13 protein-coding genes and 1 pseudogene are annotated in these 16,297 nt (G+C 62.1%); 4 read left to right on the top strand and 10 right to left on the bottom strand.

Features of this window, described 5'->3' with window-relative positions; genetic code table 11:
- Positions 1 to 9 precede the first annotated feature (9 nt).
- From BFQ03_RS26410 to BFQ03_RS26395, 4 genes are all read left to right on the top strand, one after another.
- Complete coding sequence (locus tag BFQ03_RS26410; protein ID WP_065944347.1) at positions 10 to 399, top strand: RidA family protein; 390 nt, start codon at positions 10 to 12, stop codon at positions 397 to 399.
- A gap of 81 nt (positions 400 to 480) precedes the next feature.
- The gene (locus BFQ03_RS26405) at positions 481 to 1,245 is read left to right on the top strand and encodes an IclR family transcriptional regulator (RefSeq protein WP_032857219.1); all 765 of its coding nucleotides are present in this window, start codon (positions 481 to 483) and stop codon (positions 1,243 to 1,245) included.
- A 17-nt stretch (positions 1,246 to 1,262) separates the two neighbouring features.
- Positions 1,263 to 2,471, top strand: a complete 1,209-nt coding sequence (locus BFQ03_RS26400; protein ID WP_065944346.1) for an amino acid deaminase — start codon at positions 1,263 to 1,265, stop codon at positions 2,469 to 2,471.
- A 139-nt stretch (positions 2,472 to 2,610) separates the two neighbouring features.
- On the top strand, positions 2,611 to 3,519 hold the full coding sequence (locus tag BFQ03_RS26395; protein ID WP_065944345.1) for a sugar kinase: 909 nt from the start codon (positions 2,611 to 2,613) through the stop codon (positions 3,517 to 3,519).
- Positions 3,520 to 3,636: 117 nt separating this feature from the next.
- Here the strand turns inward: BFQ03_RS26395 and BFQ03_RS26390 are convergent, their stop codons facing one another.
- The 10 genes and pseudogenes from BFQ03_RS26390 to yejB form a co-directional block, all read right to left on the bottom strand.
- Positions 3,637 to 3,912, bottom strand: a complete 276-nt coding sequence (locus tag BFQ03_RS26390; protein WP_029293742.1) for a peptidylprolyl isomerase — start codon at positions 3,910 to 3,912, stop codon at positions 3,637 to 3,639.
- 41 nt (positions 3,913 to 3,953) lie between these two features.
- Positions 3,954 to 6,503 carry a PAS domain-containing hybrid sensor histidine kinase/response regulator gene (locus tag BFQ03_RS26385; protein ID WP_032861438.1) on the bottom strand — a complete coding sequence of 850 codons (2,550 nt, stop codon included), beginning with the start codon at positions 6,501 to 6,503 and terminating at the stop codon, positions 3,954 to 3,956.
- Between the two features lie 143 nt (positions 6,504 to 6,646).
- Positions 6,647 to 8,599 (bottom strand): acetoacetate--CoA ligase, encoded by a 1,953-nt coding sequence (locus tag BFQ03_RS26380; RefSeq protein WP_032861437.1) that lies wholly within the window; start codon positions 8,597 to 8,599, stop codon positions 6,647 to 6,649.
- 169 nt (positions 8,600 to 8,768) lie between these two features.
- Entirely contained in the window at positions 8,769 to 9,542 is a 774-nt protein-coding gene (locus BFQ03_RS26375; protein ID WP_032861436.1) for a 3-hydroxybutyrate dehydrogenase, read from the bottom strand.
- A 7-nt stretch (positions 9,543 to 9,549) separates the two neighbouring features.
- The gene (locus BFQ03_RS26370; protein WP_032861435.1) at positions 9,550 to 10,941 is read right to left on the bottom strand and encodes a GntP family permease; all 1,392 of its coding nucleotides are present in this window, start codon (positions 10,939 to 10,941) and stop codon (positions 9,550 to 9,552) included.
- A 296-nt stretch (positions 10,942 to 11,237) separates the two neighbouring features.
- Positions 11,238 to 12,635 carry a sigma-54 interaction domain-containing protein gene (locus BFQ03_RS26365; protein ID WP_065944344.1) on the bottom strand — a complete coding sequence of 466 codons (1,398 nt, stop codon included), beginning with the start codon at positions 12,633 to 12,635 and terminating at the stop codon, positions 11,238 to 11,240.
- Between the two features lie 44 nt (positions 12,636 to 12,679).
- Positions 12,680 to 12,766: pseudogene (locus BFQ03_RS30900) on the bottom strand (outer membrane lipoprotein carrier protein LolA); the annotation flags it as partial.
- An 8-nt stretch (positions 12,767 to 12,774) separates the two neighbouring features.
- Positions 12,775 to 14,352, bottom strand: coding sequence for an ABC transporter ATP-binding protein (locus BFQ03_RS26360; RefSeq protein WP_065944343.1), 1,578 nt, complete (start codon positions 14,350 to 14,352; stop codon positions 12,775 to 12,777).
- A 10-nt stretch (positions 14,353 to 14,362) separates the two neighbouring features.
- Positions 14,363 to 15,385, bottom strand: coding sequence for an ABC transporter permease (locus BFQ03_RS26355; RefSeq protein ID WP_032861432.1), 1,023 nt, complete (start codon positions 15,383 to 15,385; stop codon positions 14,363 to 14,365).
- Positions 15,385 to 16,297, bottom strand: a 913-nt coding sequence (yejB, locus tag BFQ03_RS26350) for a microcin C ABC transporter permease YejB (protein WP_065944342.1), incomplete at its 5' end; no start/stop codon positions are given. The genes BFQ03_RS26355 and yejB, both read right to left, overlap by 1 nt.

The raw sequence follows: 16,297 nt of genomic DNA, 5'->3' as shown, positions 1-16,297 counted from the left end.
AGCAACTTTATGAGCATTACTCGTTACGGCGCTGGCAGCACTGCAGGTGGCGGCCAACCCCGCCCGTTTGCCCGCGCGGTGGAAGCGGATGGCTGGTTGTATGTGTCCGGGCAGGTGCCGGCGGTGGGGGGCGAAATCATCAATGGCGGGATTGTCGAGCAGACCCACCAGACCATGAAGAACGTCGTCGCGATCCTGGAAGAGGCCGGTTATGGTCTTGAAGACGTGGTGCGTGTCGGTGTATGGCTGGAAGATCCACGGGATTTCTGGAGTTTCAACAAGGTGTTCGGCGAATACTTCACCCCCGAACATGCCCCGGCACGGGCCTGTGTGCAGGCGAACATGATGGTCGATTGCAAGGTTGAGATCGATTGCGTGGCCTACAAGAAAAAAGGCTAAATGCCCGATCTGAAGACCACTCAAATCCAATCCCACAGGGGATTGGGTGCAAGCCCTATGATTTCCGGACCGAAGACTGCCATGACCGAAGACACCATCAAACGCCGCGCCAAAGGCCTCGACCGAGCGTTCGATATCCTCGATTTTCTCAAGGAAGTCGGCCAGCCCCTGCGCCCCAACGATATCGCCAGCGGCATCGGCAGCCCCAAGTCCACGGTCTATGAGCTGGTCGCGTCCCTATTGGAGCGGCGGATTCTCGAAGCGGTGGGCAAGGACGGCCACGTCTACCTGGGCCGTCAGCTGTACTTCCTCGGGCAGGCCCACTTGCGTCATTTCGACCTGACCCGCGAGGCCGATCACGCCCTGCAGGAGATCGTCAGCCAGACCCATGAAACGGCGCAGATGTGCCTGCTCAACGGGCGTAAATACACGGTGGCGCTGATGCGCGAGGGCGAGCGGCATTTCCGCATTTCCTCGGACATCGGTGAGAACGCGCCAATCCCCTGGACGGCTTCCGGGCGCCTGTTACTTGGGCACTTGAGCGACCAGCAGATTATCGACTTGATCGACCACGATGACTTCATCCTGCCGGACGGCCAGCGCCTGCCCCTGGAGACTTTCCTCGGGCAAATCCGCCAGGCCACGGTCGATGGTTTTTTCTCCTTCGACAGCGTCGCCGACACCTTTACCCACTGCTTTGCCGCCCCGGTACGCGATGCCCAGGGTATCGCCATTGCGACCCTGTGCATCGTCGCTCCACGGGCCGACGCCAAGAACAACTACAACGACTATCGCCGGGTGCTGATCGAAAGCGCCAACAATCTGGCCCGGCGCATCAACGAATAGCAAAACGGAGTAACCCCATGTCTGCCTTCAATGCTGTTGAAAAAGGCGCTGCTGCCAGCGGTGCCCACCTGGTGCGCGACGTCAGCCTGCCAGCCCTGGTGCTGCACCGTGCTGCACTGGAACACAACATTCGCTGGATGCAGGACTTTGTCAGCAAAAGCGGCGCGCAACTGGCGCCCCATGGCAAGACCAGCATGATGCCGGCGCTGTTTGAGCGTCAGTTGGCGCAAGGCGCCTGGGGCATCACCCTGGCCACGGCAGTACAGACTCGCGCGGCCTATGCCGGCGGGGTGCGTCGGGTGTTGATGGCCAACCAATTGGTGGGCGCACCGAACATGGCGTTGATCGCCGAGCTGTTGGCTGACCCGGGTTTTGACTTCCATTGCATGGTCGACCACCCGGACAACGTGGCTGACCTCGGTGCGTTCTTCGCTGCCCGTGGCCTGCGCCTGAACGTGATGATCGAGTACGGTGTGGTCGGCGGGCGCTGTGGCTGTCGCAGCGAGCAAGAGGTGCTGGACCTGGCACGGGCGATCAAGGCCCAGCCGGCCCTGGCGCTCACGGGTATCGAAGGTTACGAAGGGGTGATCCATGGCGAGCATGCCATCCGTGGTATCCGCGAGTTTGCCGCGTCCCTGGTACGCCTGGCGGTGGATATGCAGAACAGCGGTGCCTTCGACCTGGGCAAGCCGATCATCACGGCTTCGGGTTCGGCCTGGTATGACCTGATCGCCGAGTCCTTCGCCGCGCAAAATGCCGAGGGGCGTTTCCTCAGCGTGCTGCGCCCTGGCAGCTATGTGGCCCACGACCATGGCATCTACAAGGAGGCGCAATGCTGTGTGCTCGACCGGCGCAGCGACCTCAGCGAAGGCTTGCGCCCGGCCTTGGAAGTCTGGGCTCATGTGCAGTCGTTGCCGGAGCCGGGGTTTGCGGTGATTGCCCTGGGCAAGCGTGACGTGGCCTACGACGCCGGCTTGCCGGTGCCGCTCAAACGCTACAAGGCCGGCGTGCTGCCGGCGGCGGGCGATGATGTGAGTGGCTGCAAGGTCACGGCGGTGATGGACCAGCATGCGTTCATGAGTGTGGCGGCGGGGGTTGAGCTGCGCATTGGCGACATCATCTCCTTTGGCACCTCGCACCCGTGCCTGACCTTCGACAAGTGGCAGGTGGGGTGCCTGGTGGATGAGCAGTTGCAGGTGGTTGAGTCGCTGCGCACCTGCTTCTAGACCGCGGCCCACTGTAGGAGCGAGCTTGCTCGCGAAAATCGTCAACGATAGCGCTGGCTATCTGACAACCCGTGGCGATCTTGAGTTTTTCGCGAGCAAGCTCGCTCCTACAGTGGAGGTGTATTTGGAGATCTGTGACATGAAGCCAATCCCCCGCATCGCCCTGATCGGCGAATGCATGATCGAATTGCAACACCGCGCCGACGGCAGCCTGCAACAGAGCTTCGGCGGCGATACCTTGAACACCGCCGTCTACCTGCGCCGCGAACTCGGCGCACACAGCACGGTGGACTACGTCACCGCCCTGGGCGATGACAGTTTCAGTGATGCCATGTGCCAGCAATGGGCCGCTGAAGGTCTGGGCCTGGAACAGGTCCAGCGTCTGCCGGGGCGCCTGCCGGGTTTGTATTGCATCCAGACCGATGCCAGCGGTGAGCGTAAGTTTCTCTACTGGCGCAACGAAGCGGCGGTGCGCGACTGTTTCACCACGCCTGCGGCCGAACCGATTCTAGCTGCCTTGCCGAGTTATGACGTGTTGTATTTCAGCGGTATTACCCTGGCTGTATTGGGCGAAACAGGGCGCGAACGCCTGTTGACGGTCTTGGTTGAAGCCCGCCAGCGCGGTGCTCGGGTGGTGTTCGACAATAACTACCGTCCACGTCTGTGGGCCGGTGTCGAAGCTGCTCGCGCGGCCTATCAGCAGGTGCTTGCCCATGTGGATATGGCCTTGCTCACCGAGGATGATGAACGGGCCTTGTTTGGCTATGTCGACAGCGAGCAGGTGTTCGCCGCCTACCCGGACATCAGTGAAGTGGTGCTCAAGCGCGGGGCGGATGATTGTCTGATTCGTTGTGGCGCTGAACGTTTCGCGGTGCCGGCGGTGGTGGTCGAGCAGGTGGTGGACACCACGGCGGCGGGGGATTCGTTCAGCGCGGCGTACCTGGCCAGCCGGCTGCGCGGTGGTTCGCCGCAAGAGGCAGCCTTGGCTGGGCATTGGCTGGCGAGCCGGGTGATCCAGGTTCCGGGGGCGCTGATTCCCAGGGATTGAGAGTGTAAGGTCGCCTGCGGCGGATCGCGGGCAAGCCCGGCTCCCACATTTTGGGCGGGTTCACACCTCCAAGTGTGGGAGCTGGCTTGCCTGCGATAGCGGTTTTGAGCCAAGCGCTCAGTCGCGGTAGAACACCTGCACCAGGTGATAACCAAACTTGCTCTTGATCGGGCCGTGTACCACCCGCAGCGGCTTCTTGAAAATCACCGCATCGATCACCCCGACCATCTGTCCCGGCCGTACTTCACCGAGGTCGCCACCGCGCTTGCCGGACGGGCAGGTGGAGAACTTCTTGGCCAGCACATCAAAGGCTTCGCCCTTGGCAATACGTTGCTTGAGCTGTTCGGCTTCTTCGCTGGTCTTGACCAGGATATGACGGGCTTGGGCTTTCATCGGGCAGTTACCTTGCAACGGTCGGGCTTGAAGGCGCGCGATTATGCATCAACTTGGCCTTTGACGTTGATCATGCTGCGGATTTTTGTGGCCAGCAGGTCGATGGAAAATGGCTTGGCCACCATGTCCATACCGTCCTCCAGGAAGCCTTGGCGTTCGGTGGCCGTTTCGGCGTAACCGGTCATGAACAGCACTTTGAGCTGCGGGCGATGCTGGCGGGCGATTTCCGCCAGTTGCCGGCCGTTCATGCCGGGCAGGCCGACATCCGTCACCAGCAAGTCCACCCGCAGGTCAGACTCCAGCAACGGCAAGGCCGCCCGCGCGTCGGCGGCCTGGTGGGCAGTGTAGCCCAGCTCATCCAGCAGGTTGACCACCAGCATGCGCACCGCCGTATCGTCTTCGACCACCACCACGGCTTCGCCGTCTCGCGCCACCGGCGCTTCCATGGGGCTTTGCGGCAGGACTTTTTCCAACGCGGTGCCATGCAGGCGCGGCAGGTACAGGCGCACGCAGGTGCCTCGGCCCGGCTCGCTGTGGATCGTGACGTGGCCGCCGGATTGCTGGGCAAAGCCATAAATCATCGACAGACCCAGGCCGGTGCCCTGGCCGATGGGCTTGGTGGTGAAGAACGGGTCGAAGGCCTTGGCCAGGATCTTTGGCGTCATCCCGGCGCCGTTGTCGCATACGCCAAGCATCACATAATCACCGGCCTTGACGGGCTCCAGGGTGGTGATGTCAGTGCCGTCCAGGTAGCTGTTGGCCGTCTCGATGCTCAGCAGCCCGCCATCGGGCATGGCGTCGCGGGCGTTGATCACCAGGTTGAGCAGGGCGTTTTCCAGTTGGCTGGCGTCGGTGTTCACCGGCCAGATATCGTTGCCCAGTTGCACCTTGAGGTCGATATGGGCGCCTTTGGTGCGGCGGAACAGTTCTTCCAGGGACGCGACCAACTGGTTCGGGTCCAGGGGGCGGCGATCCAGGGACTGGCGCCTGGAGAAGGCCAGCAGGCGGTGGGTCAACGCGGCCGCGCGATGGGCCGAGGACACGGCGGCTTCGGTGAAGCGGCCAATCTCATCGCTACGTCCGGCGGCGAGGTAGCGCTGCATCAGGTCCAGGCTGCCAATGATTCCGGTGAGCATGTTGTTGAAGTCATGGGCGATACCGCCGGTAAGCTGGCCGACCGCTTCCATTTTTTGCGCATGGCGCAGGGCGTCTTCGGCGCGCTCGCGCTCGAACATCTCGTTTTGCAGGCGCTGGTTGGCTTCGGCCAGGGCCTGGGTGCGCTGGACCACGCGCTCTTCCAGGTTGTCATTGAGATGGCGCAGCGCTTCTTCGGTGAGTTTGCGTTCGGTCTCATCGATCACAAAGATATAGAAGCCGTTGACCGAGCCGTCCGCGCTGAAACGCGGCAGGTACTTCATCAACGCATGCCGTGGCCGGCCATCGCGGTGGGGGGTGATGGTGACAAAACTGCAGGCCTTACCCTTGAGCGCGGCCGCGATTTTATCGGCGCGCCCGGCATAGATCTCGGCGCCGATGACTTCGCGAATGGTCTTGCCATACAGCTCTTGCGGCGTCAGCCCATACCAGTCGAGGTAGGCGCTGTTGTTCAGGCGAAAGCGTTCTTCGTGGTCGACATAGCCGATCAGCACCGGCATGGCGTTGATGATCAACTGCAGCTCGGTCTGGCTCTGGCGCAGGGCTTGTTCGGTCTGCTTGCGTTCGGTCAGGTCCAGCGCGGCGCCGAGAAAGCGCGCCGGCCGGCCGTGGTGATCCTTGTAGCAGCGGCCACGGGCAAACACCCAGCGCACCTGGCCGTCCGCCTGGAGCAGGCGATACTCTTCGGCGTACTCGGTGCCATGGGTAATGCAATGCTTGATGCTGCGGGCGACCATGCCGCGGTCTTCTGGGTGCACGCCTTGCAGGTAATCGCTGATGGGCAACTGTTGGGCATTGCATGGATCAACCCCATGCAACTGGGCGAAATGGCTGTCGGCGATAAAGCGATCTTCGCTGATGTCCCAGTCCCAGGTGCCTACCGCATCAGTGGCGGCCAGGGCCAGTTGCAGGCGTTGCTCGGTGTTGTGCTGGGCCTTGAGGCTGGCGTCGGAGCGTTGTTGCAGCTCTTGGGCCAGTTGCCGGCGTTCGTTGGTTTCAATCGCCGTCCCCAGGATCCCGGCGACCCGGCCACGTTCATCGCGAATCGGGCTGTAGGTCAGGTCCAGCCAGATTTCCGTATCGCGGTGATTGCGCTGCAGGACAAATCGTTGCTCGGTAAAGGTACGCACCTGGCCGGTGAGGACGGCGCTGTAGATCGGGTCGGTGAAGTGTTGCAGTTCCGGCCAGACCAAATGGGTGGGTTGGCCGAAGGCCTGGGGGTGTTTGTTGCCGGCCAGCAGGGCGAAGCCATCGTTGTAGATCTGTGTGAGTTCGTCGCCCCACAGCAACAGCATCGGCATCGGAGAGTGGATGACGATATCGATTGCCGTGCGCAGGCTTTGCGGCCAGCGGCTGGCATCACCGAGGGGGCTTGTGGCCCAGTCCAGCCGCGCGATCAGTGTCGCGGCCTCGCTGCCGGTGGGTGATCCGTTCATGTAGGTGCCCTGCGTGTAACGCTTGAAGAATGACCAAAGCCAGTGCTCCCGTGGTGCGGGAGTGGCTGATTACCCCTCGAAAAATAGCATGCTTGAGGGGTTTTTCTTCAAATGAGTGCGTTATAGCTGAAACCTTTCATCATTTATGCCAGTTCAGGGCGGTTGCGAAATTGCTCCAGGGCTTGGGGGTTGGCCAGGGCATCGGTGTTTTTCACCGGCTCGCCATGCACCACATTACGCACTGCCAGCTCGACGATCTTGCCGCTGATGGTGCGCGGAATATCGGTCACGCTGAGGATCTTCGCCGGTACGTGACGCGGTGTGGTGTTGGCGCGGATCACCTCGCGGATCTGCTGCTCAAGGGCTGCGTCCAGGTGTTCGCCTTCATTGAGGCGCACAAACAGCACCACGCGCACATCGTCCTGCCAGCGTTGGCCAATGGCCAGGCTTTCCATGACCTGCGGGACTTTCTCCACTTGGCGGTAAATCTCCGCCGTGCCGATGCGCACCCCGCCAGGGTTGAGCACCGCATCCGAACGCCCATGGATCAGCAGGCTGCCATTGGGACGTTGTTCGGCATAGTCGCCCTGGGCCCAGACGCCGGGGAACTGGCTGAAATACGAGGCCCGCAGTTTTTCCCCTTGCGGGTCATTCCACAGGCCGATGGGCATGGCCGGGAAATGCCGGGTACACACCAGCTCGCCTTTTTCGCCAACCAGTGGCCGACCCTGGTCGTCCCAGACCTCGATGGCCATCGCCAGGCTCTTGCACTGCATCTCACCGCGGCGTACCGGCAGCACCGGGTTGCCGATGACAAAGCAGGAGACGATATCGGTACCCCCGGACATCGACGACAGGCACAGCTCGTGTTTGATCTCGCGGTACACGTAGTCGTAGCTCTGGGGCGAGAGCGGCGAGCCAGTGGAGATCAGGCCCTTGAGGCTGCCCAGGTCATGGCTTGCGCGCGGTTGCAGGCCGGATTTTTCCAGGGTCGCGAGAAATTTCGGGCTGGTGCCGAACACGCTGATGCGTTCCTGGTCGATCAGGTCGATCAGCCGTTCGGGGCCGGGATGAAAGGGCGAGCCGTCATACAGCACCACCGTGGCGCCGATAGCCAATACCGAGACCAGCCAGTTCCACATCATCCAGCCGCAGGTGGTGTAGTAGAACAGGCAATCGTCGCGCGACAGGTCGGCGTGCAGGCCGTGTTCCTTGAGGTGGGTCAGCAGCACGCCGCCGGTGCCGTGGATGATGCACTTGGGCACGCCAGTGGTGCCGCTGGAGTAGAGGATATAGAGCGGGTGGTCGAAGGGCACGGCGACAAACTGCGGTTCGCCGCCTGCGCTGTAAAAGTCGTCCCACAGGCTGATATTGGCCTGGGTCTGATAATCGTCGACACGCGCCTCGGGCCGGGCGTAGGGCACGATGATCAGTTGTTGCAGGGAGGGCAGGCGTTCGAGGATTTCGTTGAGCTTGGCGCTCTGGTCGATCAACTTGCCGGCGTAGCGATAACCGGCACAGGTGATCAGTACCTTGGGTTCGATCTGGCCGAAGCGGTCGATCACGCCTTGGGTGCCGAAGTCCGGCGAGGAACAGGACCAGATCGCGCCGAGGCTGGTGGTCGCCAGCATGCCCACCAGGGTTTGCCAGGTGTTGGGCATGCACGCTGCGACGCGATCGCCCAGGCCCACTCCGGCCGCTTGCAGGCTGCGTTGCAGGCCGGCGACGTGCGCGGCCAGTTCGGCATAGGTCAGTTGTTCGCGCTGGCCGTCTTCGCTGATCGCGACCACGGCGGGGTGGTCATCGCGACGCCGTAGCAGGTGTTCGGCAAAGTTCAGGGTGGCGCCGGGAAACCACTGGGCGCTGGGCATCTGCGTGCCTTCCACCAGTATGGCGGCAGGCGGCGTGCGCCATTGCACGTCGAAGAACTCGACAATCGCCGCCCAGAAGTCCGGGCGCTGGTCGATACTCCATTGGTGCAGGGCTGGGTAATCGTTGATCTGCAAGGCGTGGCGATCATTGATAAAGCGTCGGAACTGGTCCATCCGGGTGTTGTGGATGCGTTCCGGGCTAGGTTGCCAGAGGATGTCGGACATAAGCACGTCTCTTGTTCTTGTCGCAGATGTTTGACACTGCAAAGATCCTAAGGTGGGAGCGGGCTTGCTCGCGAAAGCGGTGGTTCAGTAATGAATAGGTTGACTGACACACTGCTTTCGCGAGCAAGCCCGCTCCCACATTTGGATCGGCGTTGTGCTGAGGATGGGGTTATTGGGCCAGCCACCCACCATCGATATTCCACGCCGCGCCACGCACCTGGCTCCCGGCTTCGCTGCACAGAAATAGCACCAACTCGCCCAGTTGCGGCGGGGTCACGAATTCCAGCGACGGCTGTTTTTCAGCCAGCAGATCATGCTGGGCCTGCTGCGGGTCAACGCCGGCGGCGATGCGATCATCGATCTGCTTCTGCACCAGCGGCGTCAGCACCCAACCCGGGCAAATAGCGTTGCACGTTACATTGCTGGTGGCGGTCTCCAGGCCCACGACCTTGGTCAGGCCGATCACCCCATGCTTGGCCGCCACATAGGCCGCCTTGCCCACCGAGCCGACCTGGCCATGCACCGAGGCGATATTGACGATCCGCCCCCAACCCTTGGCCTTCATGCCCGGCAGGCTCAGGCGGGTGCTGTGGAACACCGATGAAAGGTTGATGGCGATGATCGAGTCCCAGCGTTCTACCGGAAAGTCTTCCACTGCCGCTACATGCTGGATGCCGGCGTTGTTGACCAGGATATCGATACCGCCGAACTCTTGCTCGGCGTAGGCGACCATCTCGGCGATCTGCGCCGGGTCGCTGACATCGGCCGGGTGGTGGCCGACCTTGCCGCCAAAGGCTTGCACCTGGGCAATCACCGCGCTGGCATCGCCGAAACCGTTGAGGATCAGGTTGGCGCCGGCCTTGGCCAGGCTCAGGGCAATGCCCAGGCCGATGCCGCTGGTGGAGCCGGTGACCAGAGCGGTCTTGCCATTCAATGTCGTCATGAAAACCTCACACAATGCCGGTGGCGTAGAAAGTACCGATCACCACGAACACCGCGAGGGTCTTGATGATCGTGATGCCGAAAATATCCTTGTAGGCCTCGCGGTGCGTCAGCCCGGTGACCGCCAACAGCGTGATGACCGCGCCGTTGTGCGGCAGGGTGTCCATGCCGCCGCTGGCCATGGCCGCAACCCGGTGCAGCACTTCCAGGGGGATATTGGCTGCATGGGCCGCCGAAATAAAGCTCTCGGACATGGCCGCCAGGGCAATGCTCATGCCGCCCGAAGCAGAGCCGGTGATGCCGGCCAGCAGGGTCACGGTAATCGCTTCGTTGACCAGCGGGTTGGGGATGCCCTTGAGCCAGTCCGCCAGCACCAAAAAGCCCGGCAGCGAGGCAATGACTGCGCCGAAACCGTATTCGGACGCGGTGTTCATCGCCGCCAGCAGGGCGCCGCTGACCGCACTTTTGCTGCCTTCGGCCAGCTTGCTCTTGATCGCCGAAAAGCCGAACACCAGGACCATGATGATCCCCACCAGCAAGGCGGCCTGCACCGCCCAGATGGCGGTGAGCTTGGCGATTTCGGTGGTCACCGGCGCGCTCATGCCCGGCAGGGCGAGGCTGTGGGTCTTGCCATACCATTGCGGGATCCAGTGGGTGAACAGCAGGTTCATCACTCCCACCAGAATCAGTGGCGACAAGGCAATCCACGGGTTGGGCAGGCTCAGGTCTTCGGCGGTTTCCGGCTCGTTGCGCAACTCGGTGCCATAGCCTTCACCGGCACGCTGGGCCTTGTTGCGCTGGCGCGCCAGGTACAGCATGCCGGCGCAGAACACAAAGATCGTGCCGATCAAACCCAGCCAGGGCGCGGCCCAGGCAGTGGTGTTGAAGAAAGTGCTGGGGATGATGTTCTGGATCTGTGGGGTGCCGGGCAGGGCGTCCATGGTGAACGAGAACGCGCCCAGGGCGATGGTCGCGGGGATCAGGCGCTTGGGGATATTGCTCTGGCGGAACATCTCGGCGGCAAACGGGTACACCGCAAACACCACCACGAACAGCGACACGCCGCCGTAAGTCAGCAGGGCGCAGACCAGCACGATCACCAGCATCGCCTGGCGGGTGCCGAGCAAGCGAATGGCCGCAGCCACGATCGAGCGTGAAAAGCCCGACAGCTCGATCAGCTTGCCGAACACCGCGCCGAGCAGGAACACCGGGAAGTAGAGTTTGATAAAGCCGACCATTTTCTCCATGAACACCCCGGTAAAGGCAGGGGCGACAGCGGAAGGGTCGGTGAGCAACACGGCGCCAAGGGCGGCGATGGGGGCGAACAGGATGACGCTATAGCCACGGTAGGCAGCCAGCATCAGCAGCGCGAGCGCCGCCAGGGCAATGATCACACTCATGGTGTGTCTCCATCGGATTGTTATTGTTGTGGGGTGAAGCTGTAGGAAGGGGCTGTAGCGGGAATTGTGCCAAGTTCATAACTTATTGATATGTATGAATATTTATAAGTCTTCGTGACTGATTTTCAAATCATGTCTCTATTTAAAGACAAATGAAGAGCAAATGTGGGAGCGGGCTTGCTCGCGAAAGCAGTGTGTCAGTCAACTGATTTATGGCTGAACCAGCGCTTTCGCGAGCAAGCCCGCTCCCACATTTAGAGTGTCTTTGTTTTGAGAGTTGAGTCTCTTTATTGAGACTATTCGATGCCCAGCGCCACCATCTTCTTGTACAGCGTCGACCGCCCCAGCCCCAACCGCTTGGCCGCCTCGATCACATTGCCGCCGCATTGGCTCAACGCCGCACCAATCAACTGCCGGTCAAACCGCTCCCGCGCCACGCTGAAGGTTTCGACGTCAACCGGTGCCACGGCATCGCGTTCCACCGGGCTGAACGTACCAATCGCCGCACGAATTTCCCGCGCATCCAGTATCAGGTCATCACTGAGCAAGGCGGCCCGCTCCAGCACGTTGCGCAATTCGCGGATGTTCCCCGGCCAGGCATGCTGGGCCAGCAGCGCCAGGGCTTCGCGGTCCAGTTCATGCTGGCTGCGCAGTTCTTCAAGGATCGCTTCACTCAACGCCGGAATATCATCCAGGCGTTCGCGCAACGGTGGCACCTGGATCGGCAACACGTTGAGGCGGTAATACAAGTCGGCGCGAAACTCGCCGCGCTTGATCGCCGCTTCCAGGTCGGTGGACGTCGCGGCGATTATCCGCACGTCGCTGTGGATCATCTCGTTGGAGCCCACCGGCTCAAACTCTTTCTCCTGCAACACCCGCAGCAACTTGCTTTGCAGGGGCAGTGGCATGTCACCGATTTCATCGAGAAACAGTGTCCCGCCCTGGGCGATCTGCAATTTGCCGGGGCGGCCCTTGCGGTCGGCGCCGGTGAATGCGCCGGGCGCGGTGCCGAAAAATTCGGCTTCCAAAAGGTCGTGGGGAATGGCCGCGCTGTTGATGCTGACAAAGGCTTTGTTGGCGCGTGGGGAGGCGCCGTGGATGGCCTGGGCCAGCAGCTCCTTGCCGGTGCCGGTCTCGCCCAGCAGCAACACCGGTGACTCGGCACTCGCACTGCGCCGCGCCCGGCGCTTGACTTCCAGGCTGGCGGCGCTGGTGCCGATAAAGTGTGCGAAGTTGTATTTGCTCTGGCGTGAGCGCAGCAGCGAGCGGGTCGAGGCCAACTCCTGTTGCATGCTCAGGTAGCGTTCGATCATCGGCGAAAGGTTGCGCAGTTCATCGAACAGGGCAAAGCCGATGGCGCCGATCACCTTGCCGGCATCGTCGTGGATCGGCAGGCGCATCACCACCAGTGGGCCTTTGGGCGTGTCCTGGATATCCAGGAGGATCGGCTGGTCAGTGCGCACCACCTGGCGCAACAGGCTGTTGGAAATGACCTGCTCGCACGGCTGGCCGATGGCCTGGTCGGCGCTTTTCAGGCCGAAACGCTTGGCGTAGCGCTCGTTCATCCACACGATATTGGCATCGCGGTCGACAATCACCGTGCCTTCACTGGACTGCTCGATAATCTCGAACAGGGACTGGATCGCCAGGCCGCGAACGTGCTGGTAGTCCTTGAGGCTTTCGGTGGTGTTCATGCAGGCGCCGCCAATACAAAGGTTATTAGGATCACACCGCCCCTTGTAGGAGCGAGCTTGCTCGCGAAAAACCTGAGGACCCCTCGGGGTGGCAGGCTTTTCGCGCTATCGTTAACGATCTTCGCGAGCAAGCTCGCTCCTACAAGGGCAGTTGTGTGGCTGCGAGCAGCTCCTGGGTGTAGGGGTGTTGCGGTGAGTCGAACAGTTCCTGGCTCGGGCCGCGCTCGACCACCTGGCCATCCTTGATCACGATCATATCGTGGGCCATGGCGCGCACCACGGCCAGGTCATGGCTGATGAACAGGTAGGTCAGGCCATACTTTTCCTGCAGTTCGCGCAGCAGCGTCACCACTTGTTTTTGTACGGTGCGGTCCAGCGCCGAGGTCGGTTCGTCCAGCAGCATCAGCGCCGGGCGCAGCACCAGCGCGCGGGCGATGGCGATGCGTTGGCGCTGGCCACCGGAGAACTCATGGGGGTAGCGATGGCGGCTGGCCGGATCGAGGCCGACGTCTTCGAGCACCTTGATCACTTGCGCGTCACGTTCCTTGAGGCTGCACGGCGCATGCACTTCCAGGCCTTCGCTGATGATCTGTTGCACCGACATGCGTGGGCTGAGGCTGCCGAATGGGTCCTGGAACACCACCTGCATCTGTTTGCGCCAAGGGCGCATCTGCTTCTGGTTGAGGCTGTCGAGAGCTTCACCCTGAAAGCGGATGCTGCCGCTGGAGTCGAGCAAGCGCAGGATCGCCTGGCCCAGGGTCGACTTGCCGGAGCCGGACTCGCCGACGATCCCCAAGGTCTTGCCCCGTTGCAGGTCCAGGCTGATGCCGTCCACCGCCTGCAGGTACTGCTTGGGGCGAAACAGCCCGCCCCCGATGGGGAATCGCACACTCAAGCCGTCGACCTGCAAGACGTTTTCGCGCGTGTCCTGGCACAGTGCCGTGCCGACCGGCTCGGCGTCCAGCAGCAGGCGGCTGTAGGGGTGTTGCGGGGCATTGAACAGGGCTTGGCAGTCGGCCTGCTCGACAATTTCCCCGGCCTGCATCACGCACACGCGCTGGGCAATGCTGCGCACCAGGTTGAGGTCGTGGCTGATCAGCAACAGCGACATGCCCAGGCGCTGCTGCAAGGATTTGAGCAGCAGCAGGATCTTGCGCTGCACGGTGACGTCCAGCGCGGTGGTCGGTTCGTCGGCGATCAGCAGTTCCGGCTCGCAGGCCAGGGCCATCGCAATCATCACCCGTTGGCGTTGGCCGCCCGACAACTGATGGGGGTAGGACTTGAGGCGCTCCCGGGGCTTTTGGATGCCCACCAGCTCCAGCAGTTCAAGGATGCGTGCCTGGGCCGCCTTGCCGCCGAGCCCCTTGTGCAGCAGCAGGGTTTCGCCGATCTGCTTTTCGATGCTGTGCAAGGGGTTGAGGGAGGTCATCGGCTCCTGGAAGATCATCGCAATCCGGTTGCCGCGCAGTTTTTGCAGGGCGCTGGGCCCGGCACCGATCAGTTCCTGGCCGCGATAACGCACCGAGCCTGTGGTCGTGGTGCCGGCCTGGGGCAGCAGTTGCAGGATCGAATGGGCAGTCACCGACTTGCCGGAGCCAGACTCACCCACCAGCGCCAGGCACTCGCCGGGGCGAACATCCAGGGACAGGTTGCGCACCACGGTCTGGCCGCTGAAGGCGACGCACAGGTCGCGGATCTCGATCAGGTTGTCGCTCATACGGATTCACTCATGAACGTGGGTCGAAGGCATCGCGCAACGCCTCGCCGATAAATACCAGCAGCGATAGAATCAGTGCCAGGGTGAAAAATGCGGTCAATCCCAGCCATGGCGCTTGCAGGTTCTGCTTGCCCTGGGCGATCAATTCACCGAGGGACGCGCTGCCTGCGGGCATGCCGAAGCCGAGGAAATCCAGGGCGCTGAGGGTGGAAATCGCCCCGGTCAGGATAAAGGGCAGGTAGCTCAAGGTGGCGGTCATCGCGTTCGGCAAGATATGCCGGCGGATGATCTTGCCGTCACCCAGGCCCAGGGCGCGTGCGGCTTTCACGTATTCCAGGTTACGCCCACGCAGGAACTCGGCGCGCACCACATCCACCAGGGCCAGCCAGGAAAACAGCGCCATGATCCCCAGCAGCCACCAGAAGTTGGGCTCGACAAACCCCGAGAGGATGATCAGCAAGTACAGGACTGGCAGCCCCGACCAGACTTCCAGGATGCGCTGGCCGAGCAGGTCGACCCAGCCGCCGTAATAGCCTTGCAAGGCGCCGGCGGCAATGCCGATGGTGGCGCTGATGACGGTCAGGGCCAGGGCGAACAGGATCGACACCCGAGCGCCGAAGATCACCCGCGCCAGCACATCCCGGGACTGATCGTCGGTGCCCAGCCAGTTCACCGCTGAAGGCGGGCTGGGGGCAGGGCGGGTCAACTCGTAGTTGGGCGTGTCGTCGCTGAACGGGATTGGCGGGAACAGCATCCAGCCGCCGTCCTTCTTGATCAGTTGCTGCACATAGTCGCTGCGATAGTCGGCCTGGAACGGCAACTGGCCGCCGAACTGTTGTTCGGTGTAGCGCTTGAACACCGGGAAGTACAGTTCGTCCTGGTAACTGAGTACCAGCGGCTTGTCGTTGGCGATCAACTCGCCGCCCAGGGTCAGGATGAAGAGGCCGATAAACAGCCACAGCGACCACCAGCCCCGGCGGTTTTGCTTGAAACGTTCGAAGCGCCGACGGGCCACGGGAGACAGATTGAGCATCAGGCGTTCCTCGCGGCGAAGTCGATACGCGGGTCTACCAGGGTGTAGCAGAGGTCGCCGATCAGTTTTATCAAGAGGCCGAACAGGGTGAAGATAAACAGCGAGCCGAAGACCACTGGATAGTCCCGCGACACGGCGGCCTCGTAACTCATGCGGCCGAGGCCGTCGAGGGAGAAAATCACCTCGATCAGCAGTGAACCGGCAAAAAACACACTGATAAACGCCTGGGGGATTCCGGAAATCACCAGCAGCATGGCGTTGCGAAATACATGGCCGTAGAGCACGCGCCGTTCGCTCAGGCCCTTGGCGCGCGCCGTAACCACGTACTGGCGCGTGATTTCATTGAGGAACGAGTTTTTGGTGAGAATGGTCAAGGTGGCGAACCCGCCGATCACCAGGGAGGTGACGGGCAGCACCAGGTGCCAGAAGTAATCGGCGATCTTGCCGACGGTGCTCAGTTGCTCGAAGTTCTCCGACACCAGGCCGCGCACCGGGAACCAGTTCAGCGTGGTGCCGCCGGCGAAGACCACGATCAGGAACATCGCAAACAGGAACGCCGGCATGGCGTAGCCGATGACGATGGCGGTGCTGCTCCAAACATCAAAACTGCTGCCATGGCGCACCGCCTTACGGATGCCCAGGGGGATCGACACGAGGTAGGTGATCAGCGTTGCCCAGAGGCCGAGGGAAAGGGTCACCGGCAGTTTTTCCAGGATCAGGTCGGTCACCGTCGCGCCGCGAAAGAAGCTGTTGCCGAAATCCAGTTGGGCATAGCTCTTGAGCATCAGCCACAGGCGTTCATGGGCTGGCTTGTCGAAGCCGTATTGTTTTTCGATGTCCTTGATCAGTTTCGGGTCAAGGCCGCGGCTGGCCCGCGAGCCGCTGCTGACCCCGTCGCCGGACGCGCCACCG

The organism is Pseudomonas sp. 25 R 14 (assembly GCF_900004755.1).
Classification (GTDB): domain Bacteria; phylum Pseudomonadota; class Gammaproteobacteria; order Pseudomonadales; family Pseudomonadaceae; genus Aquipseudomonas; species Aquipseudomonas brenneri.
The sequence above is the reverse complement of the archived record's forward strand: the minus strand, read 5'-3'. Positions and strand labels throughout refer to the sequence as shown.

Bases quoted from the DNA above. Each gene is read 5' to 3' on its own strand.
- BFQ03_RS26410 (WP_065944347.1), top strand. From the start codon at position 10: ATGAGCATTACTCGTTACGGCGCTGGCAGCACTGCAGGTGGCGGCCAA.
- BFQ03_RS26405 (WP_032857219.1), top strand. From the start codon at position 481: ATGACCGAAGACACCATCAAACGCCGCGCCAAAGGCCTCGACCGAGCG.
- BFQ03_RS26400 (WP_065944346.1), top strand. From the start codon at position 1,263: ATGTCTGCCTTCAATGCTGTTGAAAAAGGCGCTGCTGCCAGCGGTGCC.
- BFQ03_RS26395 (WP_065944345.1), top strand. From the start codon at position 2,611: ATGAAGCCAATCCCCCGCATCGCCCTGATCGGCGAATGCATGATCGAA.
- BFQ03_RS26390 (WP_029293742.1), bottom strand. From the start codon at position 3,912: ATGAAAGCCCAAGCCCGTCATATCCTGGTCAAGACCAGCGAAGAAGCC.
- BFQ03_RS26385 (WP_032861438.1), bottom strand. From the start codon at position 6,503: ATGAACGGATCACCCACCGGCAGCGAGGCCGCGACACTGATCGCGCGG.
- BFQ03_RS26380 (WP_032861437.1), bottom strand. From the start codon at position 8,599: ATGTCCGACATCCTCTGGCAACCTAGCCCGGAACGCATCCACAACACC.
- BFQ03_RS26375 (WP_032861436.1), bottom strand. From the start codon at position 9,542: ATGACGACATTGAATGGCAAGACCGCTCTGGTCACCGGCTCCACCAGC.
- BFQ03_RS26370 (WP_032861435.1), bottom strand. From the start codon at position 10,941: ATGAGTGTGATCATTGCCCTGGCGGCGCTCGCGCTGCTGATGCTGGCT.
- BFQ03_RS26365 (WP_065944344.1), bottom strand. From the start codon at position 12,635: ATGAACACCACCGAAAGCCTCAAGGACTACCAGCACGTTCGCGGCCTG.
- BFQ03_RS26360 (WP_065944343.1), bottom strand. From the start codon at position 14,352: ATGAGCGACAACCTGATCGAGATCCGCGACCTGTGCGTCGCCTTCAGC.
- BFQ03_RS26355 (WP_032861432.1), bottom strand. From the start codon at position 15,385: ATGCTCAATCTGTCTCCCGTGGCCCGTCGGCGCTTCGAACGTTTCAAG.